The sequence below is a fragment of the Citrobacter sp. Cpo103 genome (assembly GCF_030332605.1).
GTDB lineage: Bacteria > Pseudomonadota > Gammaproteobacteria > Enterobacterales > Enterobacteriaceae > Citrobacter > Citrobacter portucalensis.
Map to the genome: position 1 here is coordinate 20,532 of NZ_JAOWHO010000024.1, position 25,316 is coordinate 45,847.

The following is a 25,316-nucleotide window of genomic DNA, read 5'->3' on the forward strand; positions in this document are numbered from 1 at the left end:
ATTGTTTGGTGCCTAAATGATAAGTGATTTCGATAGTATGAGGTTAGCGATGCCTTCAGGAAACCAGCCAGCACGCCGGGATCCCGCGATGAAACGTAAAGCCTGGTTCGCCGTGTTTCTTGGCTCTGCCGTATTCTGGATTATTGTCGCGCTCGTGGCCTGGAACGTGTGGGGGTAAGTATGTCCGCACCGAAGCAGCACTCTACTATGACGCCAGCGTCTCATGAACATGAACATGAACACGAGAGCAAAACCGTCGCCGAGAAGGGGCCGAAGATACCCGAATCCTGGAAACTTTCTCCTGAACAACGGGCGTTTATTGATCTGTTTACGGGTGATGATGAACAGAAACAATAGTTCGTACGTATTTTATAATAATAACGATTACCTCGTGACCTTAAATATCGAATCGTTTATCCCATGTATTCACCATCAGCCACCTAATCAACGTATTATCGATTGCGCTATTGCCTGCTGAATATCCATCCTATTAATCTACACGGCTAGACCTTCCACCCTACCATTGACCTCACTTCGCGCTTTTGTATCGCGCGCTACTTTTATCAATTTGAGTTGTTATCAAAGCGTTACATTTTGTTTGTGTTATCTTTAATACTAACCCTGAGGAAATCAGGGGATCCAACCCTGTCATTTAAGGAGGAGCTATGTCGTCGACCCTACGAGAAGCCAGTAAGGACACATTGCAGGTTAAAGATAAAACCTACCGCTACTACAGTTTACCTCTGGCCGCTAAATCACTGGGTGATATCACCCGACTACCCAAATCGCTGAAAGTGTTGCTGGAAAACCTGCTTCGTTGGCAGGATGGTAATTCCGTAACCGAAGATGATATTCATGCGCTCGCGCATTGGCTGAAGACTGCCCATGCCGATCGTGAAATTGCCTATCGACCCGCTCGTGTTCTGATGCAGGATTTTACCGGCGTGCCGGCGGTGGTCGATCTGGCCGCCATGCGCGAAGCGGTGAAACGTCTGGGCGGAGATACAGCAAAAGTGAATCCGCTTTCGCCAGTGGACCTTGTCATTGACCACTCGGTAACGGTGGACCGTTTTGGTGATGATGATGCTTTCGAAGAAAACGTTCGCCTGGAAATGGAACGTAACCATGAGCGTTATGTGTTCCTGAAATGGGGACAGCAGGCATTTAGTCGCTTCAGCGTTGTGCCACCGGGAACGGGGATTTGCCACCAGGTTAACCTTGAATACTTGGGCAAAGCCGTCTGGAGCGAGTTACAGGACGGTGAGTGGGTGGCTTACCCTGACACGTTGGTCGGAACCGATTCCCATACGACAATGATTAATGGTCTCGGTGTGCTGGGATGGGGCGTTGGAGGCATTGAAGCTGAAGCAGCAATGCTGGGTCAACCGGTTTCTATGCTTATCCCGGATGTTGTGGGCTTCAAACTGGTGGGTAAACTGCGGGAAGGTATCACCGCTACCGACCTGGTTTTAACCGTCACCCAGATGCTGCGTAAGCACGGCGTGGTCGGTAAATTCGTTGAATTCTACGGTGATGGACTGGACACCTTACCGCTGGCCGATCGGGCAACCATTGCGAACATGTCACCGGAATACGGCGCAACCTGCGGTTTCTTCCCGATCGATAGCATCACTCTTGAATATATGCGTCTGAGTGGGCGCAGTGAAGAGCAGGTTGAGCTGGTCAGCGCCTATGCCAAAGCGCAGGGAATGTGGCGTAATCCTGGGGATGAACCCATATTTACCAGTTCACTGGAGCTGGATATGGGCAGTGTAGAAGCTAGTCTTGCCGGACCGAAGCGTCCGCAGGATCGGGTAGCACTGGCTGATGTCCCGAAAGCGTTTTCGGCGAGTAATGAACTCGAAGTGAATAGTTCGCTGAAAGATCGCCAGCCAGTGGACTATACAATGAACGGTCACCAGTACCAGCTGCCGGATGGTGCTGTGGTTATTGCGGCGATAACTTCCTGTACCAACACCTCTAACCCAAGCGTATTGATGGCGGCGGGGCTGCTGGCGAAAAAAGCAGTGACGCTTGGTCTGAAACGTCAGCCATGGGTGAAAGCCTCGCTGGCGCCAGGATCGAAGGTGGTGTCTGATTATCTGGCGCAGGCAGGATTCACGCCGTACCTTGATGAGCTGGGATTTAACCTTGTAGGTTATGGCTGTACCACCTGTATTGGTAACTCGGGCCCGTTACCCGATCCTATCGAGACAGCTATCAAAAAAGGCGACCTCACCGTTGGTGCTGTGCTTTCCGGCAACCGAAACTTTGAGGGGCGTATCCATCCGCTCGTGAAGACCAACTGGTTGGCGTCTCCGCCGCTGGTGGTGGCCTATGCGCTGGCGGGGAATATGAATATCAATCTGACGAAAGATCCGTTAGGGCATGACAGAAAGGGCGATCCCGTATATCTGAAAGATATCTGGCCGACGGCTCAGGAAATTGCACGTGCCGTGGAACAGGTTTCTACCGCCATGTTCCATAAAGAATACGCTGAAGTCTTTGAAGGCACGCCGGAATGGAAAGCTATCCAGGTAGATCGTGCTGATACCTATGGCTGGCAGTCTGACTCAACCTATATCCGCTTGTCGCCGTTCTTCGATGGTATGCAGGCGACGCCGGATCCGGTCCAGGACATTCATGGTGCGCGTATCCTTGCAATGCTTGGAGATTCCGTCACCACCGACCATATTTCTCCTGCCGGCAGTATCAAGCCGGATAGCCCGGCAGGTCGTTATCTGCAAAGCCACGGCGTGGAGCGTAAAGATTTTAACTCCTACGGTTCACGGCGCGGGAATCATGAAGTAATGATGCGCGGTACCTTTGCCAATATTCGTATTCGCAATGAGATGGTGCCCGGCGTTGAAGGTGGGATGACGCGTCATTTGCCGGGAACTGAGGTAGTGGCTATCTATGATGCGGCTATGCAATATCAACAGGAGAATATCCCCCTGGCGGTTATTGCCGGGAAAGAGTATGGCTCTGGCTCCAGTCGCGACTGGGCGGCAAAAGGCCCGCGCTTACTGGGGGTTCGCGTGGTTATCGCAGAGTCCTTTGAGCGAATTCACCGTTCTAACCTGATTGGTATGGGGATTTTGCCGCTGGAATTCCCACAGGGCGTCACGCGTAAAACGCTGGGACTAACCGGTGAGGAAGCGATCGATATTACGGATCTGCAAAACATCAAACCGGGTGCAACAGTGCCGGTGAGTATGGTTCGCTCGGATGGACGTAAAGAGGTGGTTTTATGCCGCTGCCGTATCGATACCGCGACGGAGCTAACGTACTACCAAAACGATGGCATTCTGCACTACGTGATTCGTAATATGTTGAGCTAGAATGTAAAAAGCCTGCGAGAGCAGGCTTTTTTATCGGCGGTAACAACTATTACTTGCCCAGCAAATGTCCCATCTTGGCGGCTTTGGTGTCCAGGTAATGTTCATTGTTCGGGTTACGACCCACAATCAACGGCACGCGTTCAACAATATTGATTCCCGCTTCGGTCAGAATTTCCACTTTTTTCGGGTTATTGGTCAGCAAACGAACTTCGTCCACACCAAGCAGCTTGAACATATCCGCACACAGCGTGAAATCACGCTCATCTGCCGCAAAGCCCAACTGATGATTAGCTTCAACGGTATCATAACCCTGGTCCTGCAACGCGTAGGCGCGGATTTTATTGAGCAGACCGATATTGCGTCCTTCCTGACGATGATAAAGCAGGATACCGCGCCCTTCTTCAGCAATATGGGTGAGAGCCGCTTCGAGCTGGAAGCCGCAATCGCAACGCAGGCTAAACAATGCATCGCCAGTCAGACATTCGGAGTGGACACGCGCCAGGACAGGCGTTTGGCCTGTGATATCGCCAAAAACCAGTGCGACGTGATCGTGTCCGGTTGCCAGTTCTTCAAATCCCACCATCAGGAAATCACCCCAGGGGGTTGGCAGTTTGGCTTCTGCCACACGTTTAAGCTGCATGTAATTCTCCAGATTATGCTGGCACTGTCGTGCCGTCGCCTGTTGGCTTCTGTTCTATATTGCACTATTTTGCCATAAGGCAACGATGTTCACCTAATCGCGACAACGGATTCGCTTTTGGAATGGCACAAAATTGTCAATTTCCCCGGCATGCGCTTTTTTCAGTTATGATTGTGAGACTTATCGACGAAAGGAGAGGCAATGCTGTCAATTGCAAAGCGCACTGCGGTCGGGGCCGGACTGCTACTTATTATGCCGGTTGCCGTATGGGTATCGGGCTGGAACTGGCAGCCGGGACATAACGTTTGGTGGCTAAAATCTCTGTACTGGATAACGGAAACGGTGACGCAGCCGTGGGGTATTATCACTCACGTTGTTCTCTGCGCATGGTTTCTGTGGTGTCTGCGTTTTCGTCTGAAAGCTGCGGTAATGCTGTTTGCGATCCTGGCTGCGGCAATTTTAGTCGGTCAGGGCGTAAAGTCCTGGGTTAAAGACAGGGTGCAGGAACCTCGGCCCTTTGTCGTGTGGCTGGAAAAAACGCACCATATCCCTGTTGATGAGTTCTACACTTTAAAACGTAAAGATCGTGGTCACTTAGTTAAAGAGCAATTGGCCGAACAACAGGATATTCCGACGTTTCTACGTAAGCACTGGCAAAAAGAAACAGGGTTTGCCTTTCCGTCAGGGCATACGATGTTTGCCGCCAGTTGGGCTTTACTTGCAGTAGGGCTGTTATGGCCACGCCGACGTACGCTGACAATTGTTTTTTTACTTATCTGGGCTACGGGTGTTATGGGTAGTCGCTTATTATTAGGCATGCACTGGCCCCGTGATTTGGTCGTTGCAACGCTGATTTCATGGTTGCTGGTAACACTGGCGACATGGCTTGCGCAGCGGGTATGCGGACCATTAACGCCGCCTGTGCAGGAGGAAAAAGAAATCGCTCAGCGTGAACAAGAAAGTTAGCCATGATTGATTTTTCGAATTTTGCCCTTAAATCAGAAAGGGGAAAGCGCTTTTCCGTTTCGCACTCGTTGTGAAAATGGTAATTTAAAGGGCTCAACGCGGTAAGTTGTACACGATTTATTCGCTCAAACCACATAACGGGAAGTAATGTGAAATATTTACTCATTTTCTTACTGGTGTTGGCGATTTTTGTTATTTCGGTGACATTAGGTGCGCAAAACGATCAACAGGTTACGTTTAATTACCTGCTGGCTCAGGGTGAGTATCGTATCTCTACGCTGCTTGCTGTATTGTTTGCCGCAGGTTTTGCGATTGGTTGGTTAATTTGCGGCCTTTTCTGGCTGAAGGTTCGTGTGTCTCTTGCGCGCGCCGAACGTAAAATCAAACGACTGGAAAACCAGCTTACGCCTGCGACCGACGTTGCGGTTTCTGCCGATTCGTCGGTTGTGAAGGAATAATTATTTATGTTGGAGTTGTTGTTTCTGCTTTTGCCTGTAGCCGCTGCCTATGGGTGGTATATGGGTCGCAGAAGTGCGCAACAAACCAAGCAGGATGAAGCTAACCGTCTTTCCCGTGACTATGTCGCCGGGGTTAACTTCCTCCTGAGCAACCAACAAGACAAAGCGGTGGATCTGTTCCTCGATATGCTAAAAGAGGATACGGGCACCGTTGAGGCTCATCTCACCCTCGGAAACCTGTTTCGCTCGCGCGGTGAAGTCGACCGCGCAATCCGCATCCATCAAACGTTAATGGAAAGTGCTTCGCTGACCTACGAGCAGCGTTTGTTGGCCGTGCAACAGCTGGGGCGCGACTACATGGCCGCAGGTCTGTACGACCGCGCGGAAGACATGTTTAATCAGCTTACCGATGAAACAGATTTTCGCGTCGGTGCATTACAGCAACTGCTGCAAATTTATCAGGCGACCAGCGAATGGCAGAAAGCGATTGATGTCGCAGAACGCCTGGTGAAGCTCGGTAAAGATAAACAGCGTATTGAGATAGCTCACTTCTACTGCGAACTGGCCTTACAGCAGATGGGTAGCGACGATATGGATCGCGCCATGACGCTGTTGAAAAAAGGGGCTGCGGCAGACAAAAACAGTGCCCGTGTTTCCATCATGATGGGCCGTGTGTACATGGTGAAAGGCGATTACGCGAAGGCCGTCGAATGTCTACAACGCGTGATTTCTCAGGATAAAGAACTGGTCAGCGAAACGCTGGAAATGCTGCAAAGCTGCTACCAGCATCTGGGGAAAAACGATGAGTGGGCCGAGTTTTTACGTCGGGCTGTTGAGGAGAATACTGGCGCCGCCGCCGAGCTGATGCTGGCCGATATTCTTGAAGCGCGTGAGGGGACTGATACCGCTCAGGTTTATATTACCCGCCAGCTACAACGCCATCCTACGATGCGCGTGTTCCACAAGTTGATGGATTACCATCTTAACGAAGCAGAAGAAGGGCGCGCGAAAGAGAGCCTGATGGTTCTGCGCGATATGGTCGGGGAGCAGGTGCGCAGCAAGCCTCGGTATCGTTGCCAGAAGTGCGGATTTACCGCATATACACTGTACTGGCACTGCCCATCCTGTCGCTCATGGTCAACCATTAAGCCTATTCGCGGACTTGATGGGCTGTAATTTTTAAAAAACCTCACTTTAGTTACAACATACTAATGATCTATAACAGATCCTTCCTCAACCTCCGTTGCCAAATTTGCCCGGCAGAAATGTAATCGCGCCTGTTAATTTTCTATTGCCGCAGGTAGAATGCACGCCGTTTACCCATTTTGCGCCGCCGATGGCGCCCATCCTCAGGAAGGTCTGGTCATGACGTTTACTGCTTCATCTTCTTCTCGTGCTGTTACTGATTCTCCTGTCGTTGTCGCTCTCGATTATTCCAATCGTGATAAAGCATTAGCTTTTGTCGACAGAATTGATCCTCGTGATTGCCGTTTGAAAGTGGGCAAAGAGATGTTCACGCTTTTTGGACCTCAGTTGGTTCGCGATTTACAACAGCGTGGCTTTGACGTTTTTCTTGATTTGAAATTTCATGATATTCCCAATACTACCGCGCATGCCGTTGCGGCGGCGGCTGAGCTTGGCGTGTGGATGGTTAACGTTCATGCTTCAGGTGGGGCGCGTATGATGACCGCCGCACGTGAAGCCCTGGTGCCTTTTGGCAAGGATGCGCCGCTGCTGATTGCAGTAACAGTTCTGACCAGTATGGAAGCCAGCGATCTTGCCGACCTTGGCGTGACGTTGTCACCTGCGGAGCATGCGGAAAGGCTGGCGCGCTTAACCCAACATTGTGGTTTGGATGGCGTCGTATGCTCCGCGCAGGAAGCAGTGCGATTCAAGCAGGCATTTGGCCAGGCATTTAAACTGGTAACGCCCGGTATTCGTCCTGAAGGCAGCGAGGCAGGCGACCAGCGTCGTATTATGACGCCGGAACAGGCACAGTCAGCTGGCGTCGATTATATGGTTATTGGTCGTCCGGTCACACAGTCGGCAGATCCGGCTCAGACGCTGAAGATGATCAATGCCTCCCTGAAACGAGGTGCGTAAATGAACGACTCAAATTCTCGTCTGGTCTACTCAACTGACACCGGGCGTATTGATGAACCAAAAGCCGTCCCAGAGCGTCCCAAAGGCGATGGCATTGTCCGCATCCAACGACAGACCAGTGGCCGCAAAGGTAAGGGTGTGTGCCTGATTACTGGAATAGATCAGGACGATGCTGAACTGACCAAATTAGCTGCGGAACTGAAGAAAAAATGTGGTTGCGGCGGGGCAGTGAAGGATGGCGTGATTGAGATACAGGGTGATAAACGCGACCTGATTAAATCGCTGCTGGAAGCCAAAGGAATGAAAGTTAAATTGGCTGGCGGTTAATAAAAAAAGCCACGGAATTTTTCCGTGGCTTTTTAATAATACAGACCTGAAAAAGTAAACGTATTATTATATCGAGCCGTTTAACCGTAAATTATTTACCCACCTGGTGGCCAATAATACCACCTACTGCAGCACCACCCAGCGTTCCCAGCGTGCTGCCGTCAGTCAGGACTGCACCACCGATTGCACCAGCACCAGCACCAATTGCGGTGTTACGGTCACGTTTGGACCAGTTAGAGCAGGCACTCAGCGACATTGCCAGAGTAATCGCCAAAATGGCAGCGGTCATTTTTTTGCTCGTTACTAACATAATACTTTCTCCTGAATTATTGATTCACGGAATCCAGTGTTCTTTAAGAATAGCGCTAAATTTAGGCTAACGAAGATATTTCCGTGAAACCGTTTAGCGAAGGCATGACAAACACTATCCTGAGATTGGAGGTTCGTTCCTGTTATATCGCTAACATTAATTTTACGACTTAATCCTGTTAACGACAGGTAAAAAGTCTTAATTGGACTGTCAGATAACTCTCAGAGAGGAGATGATTTGCCGACTGACAAATCATCTGCTGAAGATTTTATGCGTGCGCATCAATGATATTGACGGTTAAACCCGAGTGCTCAAGCTGCATTTGTACGCTGGCGCTGAGTCTGGAATCCGTGACTACGCGGCTGAATCGCTCTAATGGACCCAGCGTGTAAGGGTGAATGGCTTCGAATTTTGAGCTGTCAGTAAGCACAATAACTTCTGCACCTTTTTCCAGCACCGCGTTAACCACATCAGAACGCATCATGTCGCGTCCGGTGAAGCCGGTGTCAGCCTGCCAGCCATCAATGCCGATAAAGGCCTTGCTGAAGTGTACCTGCTGGATAAACTGGCGAGTTAAGGGCCCCACCATGCTTTCGCTTTTTTTCTGATAGATGCCGCCAAGGAGAATCACTTCGCAGGGGGTTTCTTTCAGCAGATGGGCTATATAGCTGCTGACGGTAATGATGGTGACATCTTTTTGCTCCGCCAGCGTTCTGGCCAAGAGCGCATTGCTGCTGCCGTTTTCAATGAATACGGACTCGCCTGGGCTTACCAGCGATGCGGCGAATTCGGCCAGCTCACGCTTCAGCGTAAAATTAGTCATCATGCGCGTTTCCACATCATCGCTGTTCAATGAAACAGCAAAACCGTGCGCACGGCGTAAATAACTCTGTTTTTCCAGTGTGTTCAGATCCTGTCGAATCGTCACTTCTGAGACACCGGTGATTTTTGCCAGTTCGGCAACGCTCATCTGACCTTTATCAGTCACCATCTGCAAAATAGATTGTTGTCGGGAATTCATAATATTAATTTTATTGCGATATCGTATCGGAAATTAAACGGAAACTGCCTCATATGCAGTTTGCTGATAGCAGCGACATTAAAGGGTTAATGTCATCAGATCTCCCAGGGAGCCTTGTGCTTTTTGGGCAAAGACTCGGCATCTTCTTTGGCCGTGTCTAGCAGCTCAGCCTTCAGAATTTCGAGATTGTGGATGGCTGAGTGGTAATCACCTGCAACGAGGATATCCAGCACGGTATCAATGCGTTCGGCCAGACGCTGAGCGTCGATATCAGACATGGTTATCATCCTAATGGCAATAGAGTTTGAATTTCATGATGCAGAATTTCATGGCAAAAGAGAAGGGAAAAATAGTATTAACTTCAATGATAGAAGAATATTATATATTCTGTGATTACATGCAGATAGGATCGTTAGGTAATGTCCATTTATGGCTATTTTCAACGTTTGATCCCACTGCATTAGCGTGTTTTTTTATTCAGGTGCCGTCGATACCAACGTTCAAATGCAACTGCTGGCATTGGTTTGGCAAACAAAAAACCCTGACGCTCGTTGACACCATTTTTGGTTAAAAACGCATCCTCTTTCGCGCTTTCAACACCTTCGGCGATGACCTGCAGATTGAGTGCCTGTGCGACCGCAACAATGGCACGTACCAGCGACTGCGAAATAGGTTGTTTGTGTACATCCCTGACAAAGGTTTGATCCAGTTTAATTGCATCAAGCGGGAAGCGGGCCAGTTGAGACAGTGACGAATATCCGGTACCAAAATCATCCAAATGGATTTGCGCTCCCAACTGGCTAAACTGCTGAATGACGGACAGTGCCAACTGTTCATTTTCAATCAAACTGCTTTCCGTTAACTCGACATCAATGGGGCAATATTCAAAGTCGAGTTCATGAAGCACCTGTTTGAGATCGGTAAATAGCGTCTGATCGGCGAGTTGGCGGGCAGAAACGTTTACCGCCACGCGCAGATTGATTCCCTTGGCGCGCCATTTTGCAACCTGACGCACAACGTCCAGAATAACCCAGCGCCCTAGCGGAACAATAAGCCCTGATTCTTCGGCGTAGGAGATAAATTCCAGTGGTGGAATGAGGCCGCGTTCCGGAGACTGCCAGCGTACCAGCGCCTCCAGGCTGCGCACTTCGCCTCGCCAGGTTATCTTTGGCTGATAATGGATAACCAGTTGATCGTTTTCCAGTGCCTTGCGCAGGTTAGTATCCAGCCACAGGTATTCAAAAACCCGCTGATTCATTTCCGGAGAGAAAACACAAAACTGTCCGCGGCCGCCTTCTTTCGCGGTGTACATGGCCGTATCGGCGTTACGAATGACGCTTTCGCAGTCCTGACCATGCTGTGGAGCGAGGGAAATACCAATAGAGCAGCCTGTATAGACTTCAATCAGGCCAATGCGAAAGGGTTGACGCAGGCGTGTCAGAATGCGCGATGCGGTAGCCTCCAGTGTGCTCTGGGATGTTTCGGTGGCAAGGACGATAAATTCATCACCGCCAAACCGAGCCAATAGCTGGTTGTCGTCAAGGCAACTGAGGATTGCAAGCGACACACTCTGTAATAGCTGATCGCCAAACATATGCCCGTAGGCATCGTTCACCTTTTTGAAGTTATCCAGATCGAGATATACAATCCCAACCTGAGTATCACCTGCGTTCTCAATCGCGTCGCTTATCAGCTCATGAATGGCGTTGCGGTTCGGTAATCCGGTGATGGAGTCGGTATTAGCCAACATCCGCAGGCGTTCCTGCGCGCGGCGTTCTTCAGTGATATCGGTGCCGGAACAGATCAGAAATATTTCGTTCTTGCCGCTACCGTTATGTACAAACTTATTGCGAAAAAGAAACAGGCGCTGACCTTTGCAGGTCTTCACCCAACGTTCGACCTCATATGAGTTGCCTTCGCGAAAAAAAACCTCGATGTTACGTCTGGAGGCTGCGGCTTCACGTCGACTCATAAACAGTGTGAATACGCTTTGTCCAATGACTTCACGTTCTCTGAGTCCGGTGTACTCTTCGCACAAACGGTTAAAACGCTGAATGTTGCCCATGCGGTCAAGAATGACAATAACGGAATTGGCTTCTGAAACCACCTGTTCGGCAAAAGAGAGACCTTGAGCCAGGTCGCGTGCGACGGAAGGGGTGTCATCCCAGGCTGATGCGCTACCGGCCCATTCGCGCTTATTGATTTTCCGCCCGACCAAATGTACCGGAATATCGTCATCTTCAATGGGTAACGTCATCAACAGGCTTGACGTAATTACCGTCATCTCGCGAATGCGGTCGGCCTGTTCGGGTGATAATTCGATGGTCTGCTCAGCTTCTGCTGTTTCATCAATAGAGAAATGCAGGATGTTGCAATCCTCTGACAAACGCCAGTAGGGGTTATGAGTGCCCACATAGCTATACAACGTAACCAGCTCCCGGACGTCTTTCATGATGTGTACTATCCCGTTTAAAGCGCATAAAGCCTCAAAAGTAAGGGTAGCCATGATTCATTCAGGGTGATTATGGCTGAACGTATTGTTTTATTTATATATTTATATGTAATCCAGAATCCATAAAAAGCAAAGCCAGCGGAACTGAAAAATAGTAAAAAAAAATTTTGACTGGATGAGAGAAGTGTAGTGTGTGGTTGAAATTTGGTCGGTAAAAAAAGAAAACGACCTTTCAAAAAAGAGAAAGGTCGTTGGATTTGTCAGTTTACGCTGCTGGACGCACGATAACGCTACGGGTTTCCATGCGAACTTCGGCGATAGTTACGTCAATCACATCAGTGACTTTGTAAACCACTTCACCTTTGATTTGTACGGTACCACTTTCCTGGCTGCAGACCAGTTCGTCACGCACGGCGTGCAGGAAGGGGGCAGGAATAAAGGCAACAGCGCCATTATCAACCAAACGTACGCGCATGCCGCCGCGGCTGACGTCGATGATCTCGGCCGCAAAGCGGGTGTCGGTTCCGGCTTTATCACTCAGGAAACGGGCGTATAGCCAGTCACCCACATCGCGCTCAGCCATCCGGTTCAGGCGACGACGTTCTGCCATCTGCACGGTGGTATCATCCTGAGGTCGGGCGACGGTTTCGCCTTTGATGACGGCCTTAAGCAGACGGTGGTTGATCATATCGCCATACTTACGGATTGGGGAAGTCCAGGTGGCATATGCCTCCAGACCCAACCCAAAGTGTGGACCTGGCTCAATACTAATTTCAGCGTAAGACTGGAAGCGACGAATTCGGCTGTCGAGGAAACCGGATGGCTGTGCATCCAGTTCGCGGCGCAGTTTGCAGAAACCTTCCAGTGTCAGTACTTCTTCGGCATCGACGTGCATACCGTGGGTTTTCAGCAGCGCGGCCAGAGCGTCGGCGTTGGCCGGGTCGAATCCCATATGGACGTTATAAATACCGAAGCCCAGCTTGTCGCGAAGCACACGGGCGGCGCAAATATTTGCCGCAATCATGGATTCTTCCACGATACGGTTTGCGATGCGGCGTGGCTCAGCGACGATGTCCAGTACTTCACCTTTTTCACCGAGAACGAAACGGTAATCCGGGCGATCTTTAAAGACCAGCGCGTGGTTATGACGCCACTCTCCTCGGCTCAGGCAAATACGATGCAGCAGACGGATTTGTTCCGCAATCGCGTCGTTTTCTGGTTGCCACTCGCCTGTACCTTCCAGCCAGTCGGAAACATTGTCATAGGCCAGCTTCGCTTTAGATTCGATGGTTGCGGCGAAGAAGGTGATGTTGTCTTCAATCGTGCCATCGGCAGTAATGCTCATACGACAAGCTAAAACCGGGCGCACTTCGTTCGCGCGCAGAGAGCAGAGATCGTCAGACAATTCACGTGGTAACATCGGGATATTGAACCCCGGTAAATAATTGGTGAACGCGCGAATTTTTGCCGTTTTATCCAGCTTGCTGCCTTCTGCAATCCAGGCTGTTGGGTCGGCAATGGCGACGGTTAATTGTAGTGTGCCGTCAGCTTGTTCTTCAGCATACAACGCATCGTCCATATCTTCGGTGCTGGCGCTGTCGATGGTGACGAAATTGAGGGCGGTTAAATCTTCACGAACCAGGCCTTCGTCCAGCATTTCGGTTGCTACACCGTCTGGGGCTTCTTTTTCCAGATTATGGCGTGCCAGTGTGACCCACCACGGGACAAAGTGGTCATCAGCAAAAGTGATAAATTGGGTTAACTCGGCGTAGAAGGTGCGATCGCCTTTCAGCGGATGGCGGCGCATTTCTGCAACAGCCCAGTCGCCTTCTTTAAATTCATGTTCAACGCCGCGGGCTGCACGACAAGGAATAGCATCTTTCAGTAACGGATGATCCGGCACAATGGACAGACGGTCATTTTTGCCCTGAACTTTACCCACGAAGCGCGTCAGGAAGGGTTCGATCAGTTCTTCCGGCTCAGCAGACTCACGATCTTTTTCTGTATGGATAACCGCAACAATACGGTCGCCATGCATCACTTTTTTCATCTGCGGCGGTGGAATGAAATAGCTTTTTTGTGCATCGACTTCCAGGAAGCCAAAGCCTTTTTCCGTGGCTTTTACCACCCCTTCAGCACGTGGCGTCTGGGAATGTAGTTGCTGTTTAAGCTGCGCTAGCAGCGGGTTGTCCTGAAGCATAATTGTCTATTTTCGTGGCTAAAAGAGCGGCTGACAGTTTTACGCGATTCTGCCAGTGGCAGCAAGCGCTCTTTCAGTAAGTGGATCGGTTAATCAGTGTCGCCCAGCGCGATTTTCAAGCGATTCAACCATCCGCACAATCCACTCCAGGCTAGCAGGTTAATGGCCTGCTCTGAAGAGATTCCCTGATCGAACAAAGGCGTTAACAGTGCGGTGCTAAAGCGGTCGGGCGCCCGGGTCAGCCATTGTACCGCCTGTAGGGTAACGCGCTCAACCGGATGTCGTTGTTCCCAACGTTGTAATTCACGTTCATCCTGGCGAAGAACGGTAATGGCCTCGGTTAATTCATGAGCTGAATACGCATGTTCATTAAAACAGGCCACGCTGCCATTAATCCGTGAAGTCATCAGCGTCGCCAATGAAAATGCCTGTACCGGTATCCCGCTACGTTGCGTGCTGGAAATGAGCGACCCGAGTAAATCCAAAATGACGGGGGAATGTATCAGTAATGGCAGTAACGCTTGCAGTTCCTCGGGATAACGTCTGTCTACCGACTCATCATGATTAAGATGTTTTTCTATCGGGAATGGCGCAGCGTGCCAGGTTGTGTTTGTTGCATTAAATGGCGCAGCGTGAGCGAATTGTTGTATATCGAGACCCGGAATTCGGCGCACCGGATGTCCACACCAGGCCTGAAACAGGGCCACGATACGGGCCTGAAAACCGACGAATCCGATAATTTGATTCATCAGAATGCTATCGCTGGTGGTTAGCCCGACAGCATCCAGATGCTGGCGATCGCGCGCGCCTATCACGGCAGGAGAGCTGGCAAGTTGACGAGCATATTGGGTGATTTGCGCCAGTCGATGGTTACTTTCCCGCGAGGAGTCCGGCCCAGGAAGCGGTGCTAGACGCGCGGCATAGTGATTACATAATCGCTGGACGCCATATACCTGAGCGACGGTTAACGCCGTACTCATCCGTTCATAGGCGCTGAATGTGTGCATCTGACTCAGGTTTACGTGGGTCGGGAAGAGAATCTGTGCAAGTTTACGGGCAGGGATTAACCAGGATTGAAAAGGTAAAAGGGCGTCATCAGATATCGGCAGTTCCAGTAAAAAGCAGTCGTCGACATGAGCGGCTTCCGGCACCAGCGGCAGAACATCTTGTGGATACATGCTGGATTGCGTCTCATGATACCAGTGGCTTTTGCCTTCAATTCGGCGTTGTTCCATGGGCGGTCCTTGGTCTAAAAAGTGGCGACCCGGACACGTCGTCATACCACTCGCCGGATCGTTTGCGCTGCAATATCCTGACGTAAGCAGAAGGGGGGATGAAAGATTGTTACGTGATAATAAATATCAGAAAAGCATATATGGGACAGGGTAGAGGGGAATTAAAAACGAGCATCATGGGCGACAGCGGGCCGCCCAGAGAACAGTGGAAGATTATTTCAGTTCTAGTTCATTCATTGCAGCGATGCTGAAACCACCGTCAACGTGTACGACTTCACCAGAGATACCGGCAGAAAGATCGGAACACAGGAATGCCGCAGAGTTGCCCACATCTTCAATGGTAACAGTGCGGCGAATCGGCGTAACAGCTTCGCAATGGGCCAGCATTTTACGGAAATCTTTGATACCGGAAGCGGCGAGGGTGCGGATTGGACCTGCGGAAATTGCGTTTACGCGTACGCCTTCAGGCCCCATTGCGTTAGCCATATAACGGACGTTTGCTTCCAATGAGGCTTTCGCCAGGCCCATCACGTTATAGTTAGGGATTGCACGCTCTGCCCCCAGATAGGACAACGTCAGTAGCGCAGAGCCAGGGTTTAGCATGGAACGACATGCTTTTGCCATCGCAACAAAGCTATAAGCGCTAATGTCATGCGCAATTTTAAATCCTTCGCGGGTAACTGCGTTCACATAATCGCCATCCAGTTGGTCAGCAGGTGCGAAGCCGATGGAGTGTACGAAACCGTCGAATTTCGGCCAGGCTTTGCTCAGTTCAGCAAACATGGCGTCAATGCTGGCATCTTCAGCCACATCACACTGCAAAACAATGTTGGAGCCTAATTGCGCTGCAAATTCTTCCACACGACCTTTCAGCTTGTCGTTCTGGTAGGTGAACGCCAGTTCGGCACCTTCGCGATGCATCGCCTGAGCGATTCCCCATGCGATAGACAATTTACTGGCAAGGCCTGTCACCAGAATGCGCTTACCTGATAAAAAACCCATGGCTTTAATCCTTTTGGCTAACACTTATATTATATCAATCAATGAGTTATGATTGACGCATTAAACACACTCGAAATTGGCCTGAAATTATATCCCACGCTTTTTCCCTGGAGAATGGTTATCCGCCTCACGTGACCTGTCACGTCATTACATGTGGGGAGTATATCATCCCCCTCCGCTTGTGCTTCGTTCAGGCATCTAACGTCGGTGAATCAGAGAAAATACGAGGTTTCAAAGGCATTGAAATGGTATTATTTCATTGCTAGCTGATGTTAATAAACATAGCAAGGTAGGAACTTTCTTAAAACAATAAATGTGACAATATTCAGCTTGTTATGATATATTGTTTTTATCGATCAATATCGAATCATTGATCGATATTATTGATTGATTGTGATTAGAAGTGCATTATCAGGATGTTATGATCAATTGGAGTGGTCTTATGCACTATCATTTCATCGCGGAACCGATGAGAGACACAACAGATAAATTACTGGGTGTGGAGATTAACGCCCGGTTTACTTCAGATACGGTTCACCCGTTGCATCCAGATTTCATCATTTCAGCGTGGGATAGCGAACAAAAGCGTAATTTCATGCTCGAGCAAATTCGATTAATTGCCGAAAAGCGTGACTGGTTTGAGCACAACAGCCTTATTTGCACCCTGAACCTCATTGACGAAATGGCACTGCTGGCGATTGGTGATCCAGCCATCAAGTCGGCCTTACATGCTCTACCATTTATTGCACTGGAACTTTCAGAACGTTTTCTGTCGAATACCATGTGCCTGAATAATCTGCTGATTAATTCACTTCGCGACGGCCCAAACGCATTGTGGTTGGGCGATCTTGGCTCCGGCAGCGTAGGGGCCAGTCCGCTGGTTTGCGGTCATTTTGACGTTGTGAAGCTGGATCGCGGTTTCTTCCTGGAACAGGTAGAAAAACCGATGTTCCCGGTGCTGATCAAAAATATCAGGGAATATTGCGACCGTGTTGTGGTGAAGGGAGTAGAAACAGTACGACTTATCGACGAGGCCAGTACCGCAGGTGTCTGGGCAATGCAAGGTGGTGCCCTTTACCCTTCAGTCGCGTTTACCGAAGTTGATACGCTGCTCTTACCCACATTGTGTCACTGATGGCAGAATGCCCCCCGGTTGAGGAGGGCAGCCGTTTGTTAACGATCTTTTCGCCAGGCATCAGCGGTAAGCGCTTCGCCGAAATGACCTGCAATCAGGCGGCGGGTAAGCTCATGAAGAGGGGACGCCAGAACATCCGCTGTACTGCCGCGTTCTACCACTTCGCCCTGATGCATGACTAATACCTGATCGCTGATGTGCTTCATCATGCCAATATGTTGGGTCACATAGATATACGAAATCCCCTGTTTTTCCTGCAATTCCAGCATCAGATTGATGAGCTGCGAACGCATCGACATGTCCAGAGAGGCCAGGGCTTCGTCGGCGATAATGACTTTGGGGCGTAAAATGAGCGCGCGGGCAAGGCCCAGACGCTGTTTTTGCCCTGGGGCCAACATATGTGGGTAATAACTTACGTGATCGGGCAGCAATCCGACCATGCGCATGGTCTCCACGATCTGTTTACGACGCTGCTCAGGCTCGAGGTCGGTATTCAGACGTAGCGGAAAATCGAGGATCTGCGAGATACGTTGCCGAGGATTAAGCGATGTTGACGGATCCTGGAAAATCATACGGATCCGCTGACTACGAAATGAATAATCGCCATATTTTAACGGATGATCGTCAATCAGCAGCTCACCGCTGGTGGGTTCAATCATACCCGCCAACATTTTTGCCAGCGTAGATTTCCCCGAGCCGTTTTCACCAATGACGGCGAGCGTCTGACGTTCGCGCAGGGTGAAACTTAGGGGCTTAACGGCCTCAACGGTCTGGCGGCGAAATAAACCTGTCCGGTAGCGAAAGGTTTTGCTCAGATTACGAACTTCGAGCAGGGTTTCTACCATCTCACTCTCTCTCCATGTTCAGCGGGAAATGACAGGCGTAGAGATGATTCTTTGCTCCGGTCAGTCTTGGGGTTTCAATACATTCGCGTTGTGCATAAGGGCAGCGTGGCCCCAGACGACAGCCGATGGGTAATTGTTCCAGCAATGGAATGGCTCCTGGCATGGTATTCAGGCGGCTTTTGTGCGGCATTGCGCTACCAAAATCAGGAATAGCGCGAATCAACGCTTGAGTATAAGGATGATGTGGAATGGTGACCAAATCTTTACTTGGCGCGGTTTCGACCGTTTGTCCGCAGTACATCACGTTGATTTTGTCAGCCCACTGGCTGAGCATTTGCAGGTCATGGCTTATCAACAAAATGGTGGTATTGCTGTTTTGATTCAGACGGGTTAGCAGACGGAAAATTTGCGCCTGGGTGGTTGGCTCCATCGCATTCGTTGGTTCATCGGCAATCAGCAAACGCGGCTGATTCGCTAATGCAATAGCGATCATGACCTTCTGGCATTCGCCATCGGTCAGCTCATATGGGAAGCTGCGCATGGCATCTTTATGGTCTTTTATCCCGACGCGGTGCAAGAGTTCAATCGCACGGCGTTTGCGCCAACCGATGCGCTGCCACCAGCGACCTTTGTAGGTCCATGCCGGAATATTTTGCATCAGTTGACGTCCGATACGCTCGGACGGATCGAGACATGACTGCGGCTCCTGAAAGATCATGGAGACGTTATGACCGACCAGTTTGCGTCGTTCACGCGCGGAAAGGCGTAGCAGATCGATATCATCAAAACGCATACGGTCTGCGGTTACGCGCCAGTTATCTTTAGCGACACCGCAAATGGCCTTAGCGATCAGACTCTTGCCGGATCCAGATTCGCCGACGAGCCCGCGGATTTCACCCTCATTCAATGTCATGCTGACACGATCAACAGCCTTTACCCAGTCGTCACCGGTCCTGAATTCAATGGTTAGGTTGCGGATATCCAGTAATGGCATTACTCCACCCCCGCAATAATTGCGCGGCGCACGCCGTCACCCAGTAGGTTAACCAGCAACACGCTTATCATAATTGCCGCGCCTGGCAGCATCACCGTCCAAGGTGCGACATAAATCAGCTCCAGCGCGTCGCCGAGCATGGCTCCCCATTCCGGGGACGGCAGCTGTGCGCCAAGGTCGAGAAAACCCAGCGCGGCGATATCCAGAATCGCCATCGACAGTGCGCGGGTGATTTCAGTAATAAGGCCAGCGGTGATATTGGGCAGAACGGCGAACCACAGAATATTCAGTGTGGTTGCACCGTCCAGGCGAGCGGCAATGACGTACTCTTTCTCCAGCTCGTCATGCACCATGCTGTAAACGGAGCGCACCATGCGCGGCAGCAGCGCCAGCCAGACGGCAAACATGGCGTGTGTCAGATGCGGCCCGGCAAAGGCCACCACAATAATCGCCAGCAGCAGAGAAGGGATCGACAGTAGGGTGTCCAGAATGTGGTTCAGCACCGCAGAGCGCAATCCGTGCGTCGCACCGGCAACTACGCCCAATACCAGGCCACACAGCGTGGCGGCAAGAGTAACGACAAACGCGCCGCCAACGGTCGGGGCCGCGCCGCTGAGCAGACGACTTAAAACGTCACGTCCCAGATCGTCAGTCCCGAGGAAGAATGAGACTTCGCCATAGCGCGACCATGACGGCGGTAAAAGCTGATAGCCGAGAAATTGCTGATCGATACCGTAAGGGGCAAACCAACCACCAAAAATACACAGAATAGCCAGTCCCGCACAGCCGTACAGGCCGATCATCGCAGTCGCATCACCATAGAAATTGCGCCATGCGGTGCGCAACGTACCCGGCGGGCGTTTTTCGCTATAGACGCTATCGTAAGGCATACCATTCCTTATGTTTCAGAGGGTTAGCCATAGCACCCAAAATATCAGAGATGACGTTAACGATGATAACCAGGGAACCAATCACCATCACGCCCGCTGAAATCGCCGCGTAATCCTGCTGGCGAATCGCGTTAATCAGCCAACGGCCAAGACCTGGCCAGCTAAAGACCATCTCGGTGATCATCGCCAGCGTCAGCATGGTGGAAAACTGTAAGCCCAGACGCGGGATCACCGGCGGAAGAGCGTTGTGCAGGACGTGACGACGCAGAATCGTTAATCGTGACAAACCGCGTGTGGCCGCCGCTTTGACGTAGTTCTGGTCAAAGACCTCAATGGTGCTGATACGCATCAGGCGGATGACTTCGGTGGTGGGCGCAACGGAGAGCGTCAGCACCGGGAGCACCATATGACGGATAGCGCTGACCAGCATTTCATCGCGCCAGGGCGAGTCGGAGATCCACGCATCAATAATGGCAAAACCGGTAACAGGTTTCACCTCGTAGAGAAGATCAAAACGCCCGGAAACGGGTAACCAGCCGAGGGTCAGTGAGAAGAGCAATGTTAGCAGCAGCGCCAGCCAAAAAACGGGGATAGAAAACCCCATCAGAGCCAATGCGCTGATGCAGCGGTCCTGCCATTTGTTCCGCGTGATACCGGCCAGCATACCAACGGGGATCCCAACCATTAGTGCAAAACCAAAGGCAAGAATGCACAGTTCCATTGTGGCCGGGAACACCTCTTTCAGCTGCTCTGAGATCAACTGACCGTTAATACTGGATACGCCGAAATCCCAGTGAATGAGACCATTGAACCAGAATACCCAGGCGTTCCACAGCGATGCACCCTGTAACGGCGCATGAGGCGTAAAGTAGCTCAGACTGAAGCCAATAAAGGTCAGGAAGAACAGGGTTACCAGTAGCAATAAAAATCGACGCAAGGTGAAGATAATCATGGTTTTTTCACCTCATCTTTCTTTTCCCTGGACACGCCGGCAAAAGAGGCATTACCGAATGGACTGAGTACCAATCCTTTGATGTCGTAGCGATAAGCCTGTAGACGCAGTGAAGAGGCCAACGGCAGAATAGGTAACTCTTGTGCAAGAATATTTTGCGCTTCGTCATAGGCATCTATTCGCGATGAAAGCTGCTGCGAAGAGAGGGCCTTGCGCAGAATGCTGTCAAACTGCGGATTACACCAGTGGGCAAAGTTGGTCTGCGAATTGATGGCGGCACAGCTGAGCAACGGCCGGAAAAAACTGTCAGGATCGTTACTGTCCGTCGCCCAGCCGGATAACGTCAGATCATGGTTCATATCCATTAATCTCGCCTCCTGAAAACGACCTTCTACCGGGATGATCTTCACTTTCACACCCACCTGAGCCATATCTGCCTGAATCAACTCGGCGGTTTTCAGCGGACTGGGGTTCCAGGCCTGAGAGCTGGTAGGGACCCAAAGTTGTAATGTTAGATTCTCCAGCCCCAGCGCTTTTAGCTGCTCGCGCGATTTTGCCGGGTTGTATTCTGTAATTTTAGCTTCGTTATCATAAGCCCACGAGGCGCGAGGCAAAATAGATGCCGCGGTTTCTGCCGTCCCGTAGTAGATAGACTGCATTAAGCGCTGGTTGTTAATGGCCAGCGCCAGCGCATGCCGCACGGCAGGGTTATTCAACGGCGGTTTATTGGTGTTGAACGCCAGATAGGCAATGTTCATCCCCGGGCGCAGCGTCAGGCGCAGGCGAGGGTCATCACGCAATATGCTGAGCTGGCTGGCGGCAGGCCAGGCCAGGACGTCGCACTCGCCAGTGAGTAATTTCGATAAGCGTCCGGTTCCACCAGAGCCGAGATCCACTACGACCTGCGGCATCAGGGGGGTACCACGCCAGAATTTTTCATGTCGCTGCAACCGAATATATTGGCCGGCACGATTCTCCGAAAGCTGGTACGGGCCTGTGCCGACGGGTTGTCTGTCGAGCAACTCCTGGCGATCCTGTTTTGCCAGATTAGCGGCATATTCGGCCGACATTACGGAGGCATAGTGTGTGGCAAGGTGCCACATAAAGGAGGCATCCGGTTGCGTTAAGCGGAATTCAACGGTGTTGTTGTCCAGTTTGCGCACGCTTTGGACGTTATCGGCAAACTGCAGGCTGTCGAAGTAGGGGAAACTGCTACCGTTCACATTGTGCCACGGATGGTGGCGATCAAAGATGCGCTCGAAGGTAAACACCACATCGTCCGCATTTAGTTTGCGGGTGGGGGTGAACCAGGCAGTCTTCTGAAACTGAACGTCACGACGCAGATGGAAACGGTAGGTTGCGCCGTTATCCAGCACTTCCCAGCTTTCAGCCAGCTCAGGCACCAGCCGATAGGTGTAGGGATCTACATCAAGCAGTCGGTCATACAATTGGGCCGCTAACGTGTCGACGATGAGACCGCTGCTCGTTTTTTGTGGGTTGAACGTATTGACCTGCCCGCTGACGCAATAGACAAACCCACTGTCACGGATATCAGCATGCGGAGCTTGCTCAGGCGCAGCAGCAGCCTGACCACTCAGAAATCCAGCCATCACGATCAGAGATGATAAAACCAGGCGCATAATTTTAATGGATTATATAAAGAGGCTATCTTACTAATACTTAATGACATTTGCCATTACCGTTTGTTTTTGGGAGTAACAGGCTCGATAAGCGCGAGTTCAACACCGCGACATGGTCAAAATTCATACCTGCTATCTACTTTGAATCTACTCTGTTAACTATCTTAGCATTTTCATGGCCCATCTGACTTGCTATAAACGTGGGGGCGTTCCTGTCGTTGTTTACTGATTGATATCAGTGTGTACTCGGAAGATGGAGTATGGCATCGATAACGAAGTGTGGAGCGAGCATTTAGAGTGTCACTATCAATGCTGAACTATAATCATTCAGGAAGTAGTACACGTTATGTGAGTTGTAATAGCTAAAGTATCTATAATTATTTCAATATGTTAATTCCATTTTTTCTTCATGGCATCTTAATCTTCTCACCCATTTATGGTGATGATTTCCATTGGTTATTAAATGCATTTTGGCTTTGATCCTGGTTATGAACGGTTTTCTGTTGCCATATAACCTCTAATGGAATGAATTGTATGAATAAATTACTGAGCCTTGTTGTTTCACTTGCCCTATTGCCTGGAGCCGTTTTTGCTGCGTCGACTCCAGACTGTGTGAAGGTGAATAAAGCGCAAATCGAAGCGCTATTTGATAAGTGGAACGAGTCATTGAAAACAGGTAACGCGCAGACGGTATCTGAAAATTATCTTAGCGATGCGGTATTGCTGCCTACTGTATCCAATAAAGCGCGTTTAACGGACGCTGAGCGTGTTGATTATTTCGAGCATTTTCTTGCGAAAAAGCCGACCGGGAAAATTGACATGCGTACCATTCGCCTGGGGTGTAATAAGGCGATAGACACCGGTACCTACACATTCACTTATGCATGGGACGGTAAAGAGTGGAAAATTTCCACACACCACTCTTCAGCGATGCCTGAGGGGTAAAAAGCAGTGCAGGGGGCGGAATATTCACCGCTCCCTGAAGACTAGCCAATAATCGCGATGCCAAGACGTTCCATGAGCAACGATGCCTGGTAGTTGTCCAACTTAACGCCTTGTAAATCAACGCCCCGAATATCTAAGTCACCCAACTCCGAATTGGTCAGATCGCAATGTGTGAAGTTTGCTGCTCGCCAGTCGAAAGTCGAAAACTCGCCGCCGGAGAGATCTGAACCACTGAACGTTGCGCCCAGTACCTGGGCACCCATCCAACGGTTTTCCCACAGCTCACACTTTTCCAGCACGACTTTCGAAAAATTGGCGTAGCTTAGATTTGTGTTAGTGATATATGCGCTGCAAAACCAGGTGCGTGTAGTGATCATATTCATAAAGCTTGCGCCGCGGAAATCTGCGCCTTGTGCGCGGCAGTGGCGAATTTCAATGCCCAGCGCACTGGCATTGCGAAAATCCGCCATGGATAAATCACAGCTTTTAAAAATGGCATCTTTTAGCATTGCACGACTAAAATTGCACCCTTTCTGGCTTTCACGATCATAGAACTGACAGCCGATAAATTCAGTGCCACTCAGGTCGGCACCTGAAAAATCACAGTTAAAAAATGTACTATTTTCAATTTTCTCACCGGTGAAACGGTTTCTGTCAATTTTTTCGCCAACGAGTGCCAGAGCCATATTTGTACCTGTTTTTTTATACAGTAATGGCGTCATGGTAAACCCTGATGAGGTTATGCGTCAAATCCGCCAATATGACATCTGCAAATGTGCTTTAAATCTGGTGTTTTTTCAGCAAAGCGCGAAGCTGATGGTAAGTCAGACCCAGTAATTCAGCGGCTTTTTTCTGGTTAAATTTTGCCTGCTGTAAGCTGGTTTGTAGAAAGTCTTTCTCTTGCTGCTGCTGGAATTCACGCAGATCCAGCGGTAACCCTACAGACATCGGTTTAGTTTCCGGTGGCTGCGGCTGCGTAGTGTGGCGGCGGAAGGGGTCAATGATTATCTCATCCAGCGGGTAATCACTGGTTCCATGCCGGTAAACGGATCGCTCCACGACGTTTTTCAGTTCACGAATATTGCCCGGCCAACGGTAGTGGAGAAGCGTTTCTCTGGCCTCGGCACTAAAACCCGGAAACAGAGGTAACCCGATCTCGCGGCACATCTGAATGGCAAAATGTTCGGCCATTAACATAATGTCACTTTGACGCTCGCGTAACGGTGGGAGTTGCACCACGTCAAAGGCCAGGCGATCCAGCAGGTCCGCGCGGAAAGTGCCTTCGCTGACCATGCGAGGTAAGTCGGCATTGGTCGCACAAACAAGTCGTACGTTAACTTGCAACGGCTGGCTGCCACCAACGCGCTCCAGCTCGCCATATTCAATAACCCGCAGTAATTTTTCCTGTACCAACATCGGGGCGGTTGCCAGTTCATCGAGAAACAGCGTACCGCCGTCGGCGCGTTCGAAACGTCCCGGATGGCGTTTTTGCGCGCCGGTAAAGGCACCCGCTTCGTGACCAAACAGTTCGGAATCAAGCAAATTTTCGTTTAGCGCCGCGCAGTTAAGCGAAATAAACGGGCCTTGCCAGCGGGTGGAGAGGTAGTGCAGGCGGTTGGCAATAAGTTCTTTCCCGGTCCCGCGCTCACCTATAACCAGTACAGGTTTATCCAGCGGTGCCAGATGAGAAACCTGCTCCAGCACTTCAATAAAGCTGTTCGCTTCACCCAGAAGATTATCTTTGTATCCAGCCATGATGAAATTCACCATTTGTTAGTGTTATTCACCAATTTACGCTAATTAGCCTGGCAGGTAAAATTATATAATTACAATAAAATCAATTACATAAAAAGTTGGCAC

Annotated in this window: 25 protein-coding genes; 10 read left to right on the forward strand and 15 right to left on the reverse strand. The window is 50.3% G+C overall.

What is annotated here, in order from left to right:
• The first annotated feature begins 37 nt into the window (after positions 1 to 37).
• From OGX89_RS06910 to acnA, 3 genes are all read left to right on the forward strand, one after another.
• Entirely contained in the window at positions 38 to 178 is a 141-nt protein-coding gene (locus OGX89_RS06910) for a YmiA family putative membrane protein (RefSeq protein ID WP_213194281.1), read from the forward strand.
• 2 nt (positions 179 to 180) lie between these two features.
• Positions 181 to 357, forward strand: a complete 177-nt coding sequence (locus tag OGX89_RS06915; RefSeq protein WP_185879298.1) for a YciX family protein — start codon at positions 181 to 183, stop codon at positions 355 to 357.
• 308 nt (positions 358 to 665) lie between these two features.
• Positions 666 to 3,341 carry an aconitate hydratase AcnA gene (acnA, locus tag OGX89_RS06920; RefSeq protein WP_003833319.1) on the forward strand — a complete coding sequence of 892 codons (2,676 nt, stop codon included), beginning with the start codon at positions 666 to 668 and terminating at the stop codon, positions 3,339 to 3,341.
• A 49-nt stretch (positions 3,342 to 3,390) separates the two neighbouring features.
• Here acnA and ribA read toward each other — a convergent pair whose 3' ends face one another.
• Positions 3,391 to 3,981 (reverse strand): GTP cyclohydrolase II, encoded by a 591-nt coding sequence (gene ribA / locus OGX89_RS06925; RefSeq protein WP_003020601.1) that lies wholly within the window; start codon positions 3,979 to 3,981, stop codon positions 3,391 to 3,393.
• 201 nt (positions 3,982 to 4,182) lie between these two features.
• On the opposite strand from ribA, the gene pgpB reads away from it, so the two are divergent.
• The 5 genes from pgpB to yciH all read left to right on the forward strand — a co-directional run bounded on the left by pgpB (position 4,183) and on the right by yciH (position 7,835).
• Entirely contained in the window at positions 4,183 to 4,947 is a 765-nt protein-coding gene (pgpB, locus tag OGX89_RS06930; RefSeq protein WP_126957503.1) for a phosphatidylglycerophosphatase B, read from the forward strand.
• Positions 4,948 to 5,096: 149 nt separating this feature from the next.
• Positions 5,097 to 5,405, forward strand: coding sequence for a LapA family protein (locus OGX89_RS06935; protein WP_003020595.1), 309 nt, complete (start codon positions 5,097 to 5,099; stop codon positions 5,403 to 5,405).
• A gap of 6 nt (positions 5,406 to 5,411) precedes the next feature.
• Positions 5,412 to 6,581, forward strand: coding sequence for a lipopolysaccharide assembly protein LapB (gene lapB / locus OGX89_RS06940; RefSeq protein WP_003833317.1), 1,170 nt, complete (start codon positions 5,412 to 5,414; stop codon positions 6,579 to 6,581).
• Between the two features lie 189 nt (positions 6,582 to 6,770).
• Positions 6,771 to 7,508, forward strand: a complete 738-nt coding sequence (gene pyrF, locus OGX89_RS06945; RefSeq protein ID WP_003833316.1) for an orotidine-5'-phosphate decarboxylase — start codon at positions 6,771 to 6,773, stop codon at positions 7,506 to 7,508.
• Entirely contained in the window at positions 7,509 to 7,835 is a 327-nt protein-coding gene (gene yciH / locus OGX89_RS06950; protein WP_003833315.1) for a stress response translation initiation inhibitor YciH, read from the forward strand.
• 91 nt (positions 7,836 to 7,926) lie between these two features.
• On the opposite strand, the gene osmB is transcribed toward yciH, so the two are convergent.
• From osmB to fabI, 7 genes are all read right to left on the reverse strand, one after another.
• On the reverse strand, positions 7,927 to 8,145 hold the full coding sequence (osmB, locus tag OGX89_RS06955; RefSeq protein WP_003020583.1) for an osmotically-inducible lipoprotein OsmB: 219 nt from the start codon (positions 8,143 to 8,145) through the stop codon (positions 7,927 to 7,929).
• A 268-nt stretch (positions 8,146 to 8,413) separates the two neighbouring features.
• Positions 8,414 to 9,166 carry a DNA-binding transcriptional regulator YciT gene (yciT, locus tag OGX89_RS06960; RefSeq protein ID WP_003020580.1) on the reverse strand — a complete coding sequence of 251 codons (753 nt, stop codon included), beginning with the start codon at positions 9,164 to 9,166 and terminating at the stop codon, positions 8,414 to 8,416.
• A gap of 95 nt (positions 9,167 to 9,261) precedes the next feature.
• Positions 9,262 to 9,444, reverse strand: a complete 183-nt coding sequence (locus OGX89_RS06965; RefSeq protein WP_003833313.1) for a YciZ family protein — start codon at positions 9,442 to 9,444, stop codon at positions 9,262 to 9,264.
• A 182-nt stretch (positions 9,445 to 9,626) separates the two neighbouring features.
• On the reverse strand, positions 9,627 to 11,618 hold the full coding sequence (gene pdeR, locus OGX89_RS06970; protein WP_063940813.1) for a cyclic di-GMP phosphodiesterase: 1,992 nt from the start codon (positions 11,616 to 11,618) through the stop codon (positions 9,627 to 9,629).
• Positions 11,619 to 11,883: 265 nt separating this feature from the next.
• Positions 11,884 to 13,818 (reverse strand): exoribonuclease II, encoded by a 1,935-nt coding sequence (locus tag OGX89_RS06975; RefSeq protein WP_126957501.1) that lies wholly within the window; start codon positions 13,816 to 13,818, stop codon positions 11,884 to 11,886.
• 89 nt (positions 13,819 to 13,907) lie between these two features.
• Entirely contained in the window at positions 13,908 to 15,053 is a 1,146-nt protein-coding gene (locus tag OGX89_RS06980) for a carboxymuconolactone decarboxylase family protein (RefSeq protein ID WP_126957499.1), read from the reverse strand.
• Between the two features lie 213 nt (positions 15,054 to 15,266).
• Complete coding sequence (fabI, locus tag OGX89_RS06985; RefSeq protein WP_020996373.1) at positions 15,267 to 16,055, reverse strand: enoyl-ACP reductase FabI; 789 nt, start codon at positions 16,053 to 16,055, stop codon at positions 15,267 to 15,269.
• A 442-nt stretch (positions 16,056 to 16,497) separates the two neighbouring features.
• On the opposite strand from fabI, the gene OGX89_RS06990 reads away from it, so the two are divergent.
• Positions 16,498 to 17,190 (forward strand): EAL domain-containing protein, encoded by a 693-nt coding sequence (locus OGX89_RS06990; RefSeq protein ID WP_003833297.1) that lies wholly within the window; start codon positions 16,498 to 16,500, stop codon positions 17,188 to 17,190.
• Between the two features lie 38 nt (positions 17,191 to 17,228).
• On the opposite strand, the gene sapF is transcribed toward OGX89_RS06990, so the two are convergent.
• Genes sapF through sapA form a run of 5 tightly spaced genes read right to left on the reverse strand, consistent with a single transcriptional unit; the run spans position 17,229 to position 22,511 of the window.
• Complete coding sequence (gene sapF, locus OGX89_RS06995; protein ID WP_003020558.1) at positions 17,229 to 18,035, reverse strand: peptide ABC transporter ATP-binding protein SapF; 807 nt, start codon at positions 18,033 to 18,035, stop codon at positions 17,229 to 17,231.
• 1 nt (position 18,036) lies between these two features.
• A complete protein-coding gene (sapD, locus tag OGX89_RS07000) occupies positions 18,037 to 19,029 on the reverse strand; it encodes a peptide ABC transporter ATP-binding protein SapD (protein ID WP_003020556.1) in 993 nt (330 codons plus the stop codon).
• Positions 19,029 to 19,919 (reverse strand): peptide ABC transporter permease SapC, encoded by an 891-nt coding sequence (gene sapC, locus OGX89_RS07005; protein WP_003833291.1) that lies wholly within the window; start codon positions 19,917 to 19,919, stop codon positions 19,029 to 19,031. The genes sapD and sapC overlap by 1 nt, the downstream gene beginning before the upstream one ends.
• The gene (gene sapB, locus OGX89_RS07010) at positions 19,906 to 20,871 is read right to left on the reverse strand and encodes a peptide ABC transporter permease SapB (protein ID WP_003020545.1); all 966 of its coding nucleotides are present in this window, start codon (positions 20,869 to 20,871) and stop codon (positions 19,906 to 19,908) included. Before sapB ends, sapC begins: the two co-directional genes overlap by 14 nt.
• Positions 20,868 to 22,511, reverse strand: a complete 1,644-nt coding sequence (sapA, locus tag OGX89_RS07015) for an ABC transporter substrate-binding protein SapA (RefSeq protein ID WP_003833288.1) — start codon at positions 22,509 to 22,511, stop codon at positions 20,868 to 20,870. Before sapA ends, sapB begins: the two co-directional genes overlap by 4 nt.
• Before the next feature lie 534 nt (positions 22,512 to 23,045).
• Here sapA and OGX89_RS07020 point away from each other — a divergent pair.
• Positions 23,046 to 23,456 carry a DUF4440 domain-containing protein gene (locus OGX89_RS07020; protein ID WP_126957497.1) on the forward strand — a complete coding sequence of 137 codons (411 nt, stop codon included), beginning with the start codon at positions 23,046 to 23,048 and terminating at the stop codon, positions 23,454 to 23,456.
• Between the two features lie 41 nt (positions 23,457 to 23,497).
• Here OGX89_RS07020 and OGX89_RS07025 read toward each other — a convergent pair whose 3' ends face one another.
• Positions 23,498 to 24,142, reverse strand: coding sequence for a quinolone resistance pentapeptide repeat protein QnrB9 (locus OGX89_RS07025; protein ID WP_004201260.1), 645 nt, complete (start codon positions 24,140 to 24,142; stop codon positions 23,498 to 23,500).
• 94 nt (positions 24,143 to 24,236) lie between these two features.
• Positions 24,237 to 25,226, reverse strand: a complete 990-nt coding sequence (pspF, locus tag OGX89_RS07030; protein WP_185879297.1) for a phage shock protein operon transcriptional activator — start codon at positions 25,224 to 25,226, stop codon at positions 24,237 to 24,239.
• Positions 25,227 to 25,316: the final 90 nt, after the last annotated feature.

What these genes read in the sequence shown, in the direction of transcription:
- OGX89_RS06910 (WP_213194281.1), top strand. Translation starts at nt 38, where the DNA reads ATGAGGTTAGCGATGCCTTCAGGAAACCAGCCAGCACGCCGGGATCCC.
- OGX89_RS06915 (WP_185879298.1), top strand. Translation starts at nt 181, where the DNA reads ATGTCCGCACCGAAGCAGCACTCTACTATGACGCCAGCGTCTCATGAA.
- acnA (WP_003833319.1), top strand. Translation starts at nt 666, where the DNA reads ATGTCGTCGACCCTACGAGAAGCCAGTAAGGACACATTGCAGGTTAAA.
- ribA (WP_003020601.1), bottom strand. Translation starts at nt 3,981, where the DNA reads ATGCAGCTTAAACGTGTGGCAGAAGCCAAACTGCCAACCCCCTGGGGT.
- pgpB (WP_126957503.1), top strand. Translation starts at nt 4,183, where the DNA reads ATGCTGTCAATTGCAAAGCGCACTGCGGTCGGGGCCGGACTGCTACTT.
- lapB (WP_003833317.1), top strand. Translation starts at nt 5,412, where the DNA reads ATGTTGGAGTTGTTGTTTCTGCTTTTGCCTGTAGCCGCTGCCTATGGG.
- pyrF (WP_003833316.1), top strand. Translation starts at nt 6,771, where the DNA reads ATGACGTTTACTGCTTCATCTTCTTCTCGTGCTGTTACTGATTCTCCT.
- yciH (WP_003833315.1), top strand. Translation starts at nt 7,509, where the DNA reads ATGAACGACTCAAATTCTCGTCTGGTCTACTCAACTGACACCGGGCGT.
- osmB (WP_003020583.1), bottom strand. Translation starts at nt 8,145, where the DNA reads ATGTTAGTAACGAGCAAAAAAATGACCGCTGCCATTTTGGCGATTACT.
- yciT (WP_003020580.1), bottom strand. Translation starts at nt 9,166, where the DNA reads ATGAATTCCCGACAACAATCTATTTTGCAGATGGTGACTGATAAAGGT.
- OGX89_RS06965 (WP_003833313.1), bottom strand. Translation starts at nt 9,444, where the DNA reads ATGTCTGATATCGACGCTCAGCGTCTGGCCGAACGCATTGATACCGTG.
- pdeR (WP_063940813.1), bottom strand. Translation starts at nt 11,618, where the DNA reads ATGAAAGACGTCCGGGAGCTGGTTACGTTGTATAGCTATGTGGGCACT.
- OGX89_RS06975 (WP_126957501.1), bottom strand. Translation starts at nt 13,818, where the DNA reads ATGCTTCAGGACAACCCGCTGCTAGCGCAGCTTAAACAGCAACTACAT.
- OGX89_RS06980 (WP_126957499.1), bottom strand. Translation starts at nt 15,053, where the DNA reads ATGGAACAACGCCGAATTGAAGGCAAAAGCCACTGGTATCATGAGACG.
- fabI (WP_020996373.1), bottom strand. Translation starts at nt 16,055, where the DNA reads ATGGGTTTTTTATCAGGTAAGCGCATTCTGGTGACAGGCCTTGCCAGT.
- OGX89_RS06990 (WP_003833297.1), top strand. Translation starts at nt 16,498, where the DNA reads ATGCACTATCATTTCATCGCGGAACCGATGAGAGACACAACAGATAAA.
- sapF (WP_003020558.1), bottom strand. Translation starts at nt 18,035, where the DNA reads ATGGTAGAAACCCTGCTCGAAGTTCGTAATCTGAGCAAAACCTTTCGC.
- sapD (WP_003020556.1), bottom strand. Translation starts at nt 19,029, where the DNA reads ATGCCATTACTGGATATCCGCAACCTAACCATTGAATTCAGGACCGGT.
- sapC (WP_003833291.1), bottom strand. Translation starts at nt 19,919, where the DNA reads ATGCCTTACGATAGCGTCTATAGCGAAAAACGCCCGCCGGGTACGTTG.
- sapB (WP_003020545.1), bottom strand. Translation starts at nt 20,871, where the DNA reads ATGATTATCTTCACCTTGCGTCGATTTTTATTGCTACTGGTAACCCTG.
- sapA (WP_003833288.1), bottom strand. Translation starts at nt 22,511, where the DNA reads ATGCGCCTGGTTTTATCATCTCTGATCGTGATGGCTGGATTTCTGAGT.
- OGX89_RS07020 (WP_126957497.1), top strand. Translation starts at nt 23,046, where the DNA reads ATGAATAAATTACTGAGCCTTGTTGTTTCACTTGCCCTATTGCCTGGA.
- OGX89_RS07025 (WP_004201260.1), bottom strand. Translation starts at nt 24,142, where the DNA reads ATGGCTCTGGCACTCGTTGGCGAAAAAATTGACAGAAACCGTTTCACC.
- pspF (WP_185879297.1), bottom strand. Translation starts at nt 25,226, where the DNA reads ATGGTGAATTTCATCATGGCTGGATACAAAGATAATCTTCTGGGTGAA.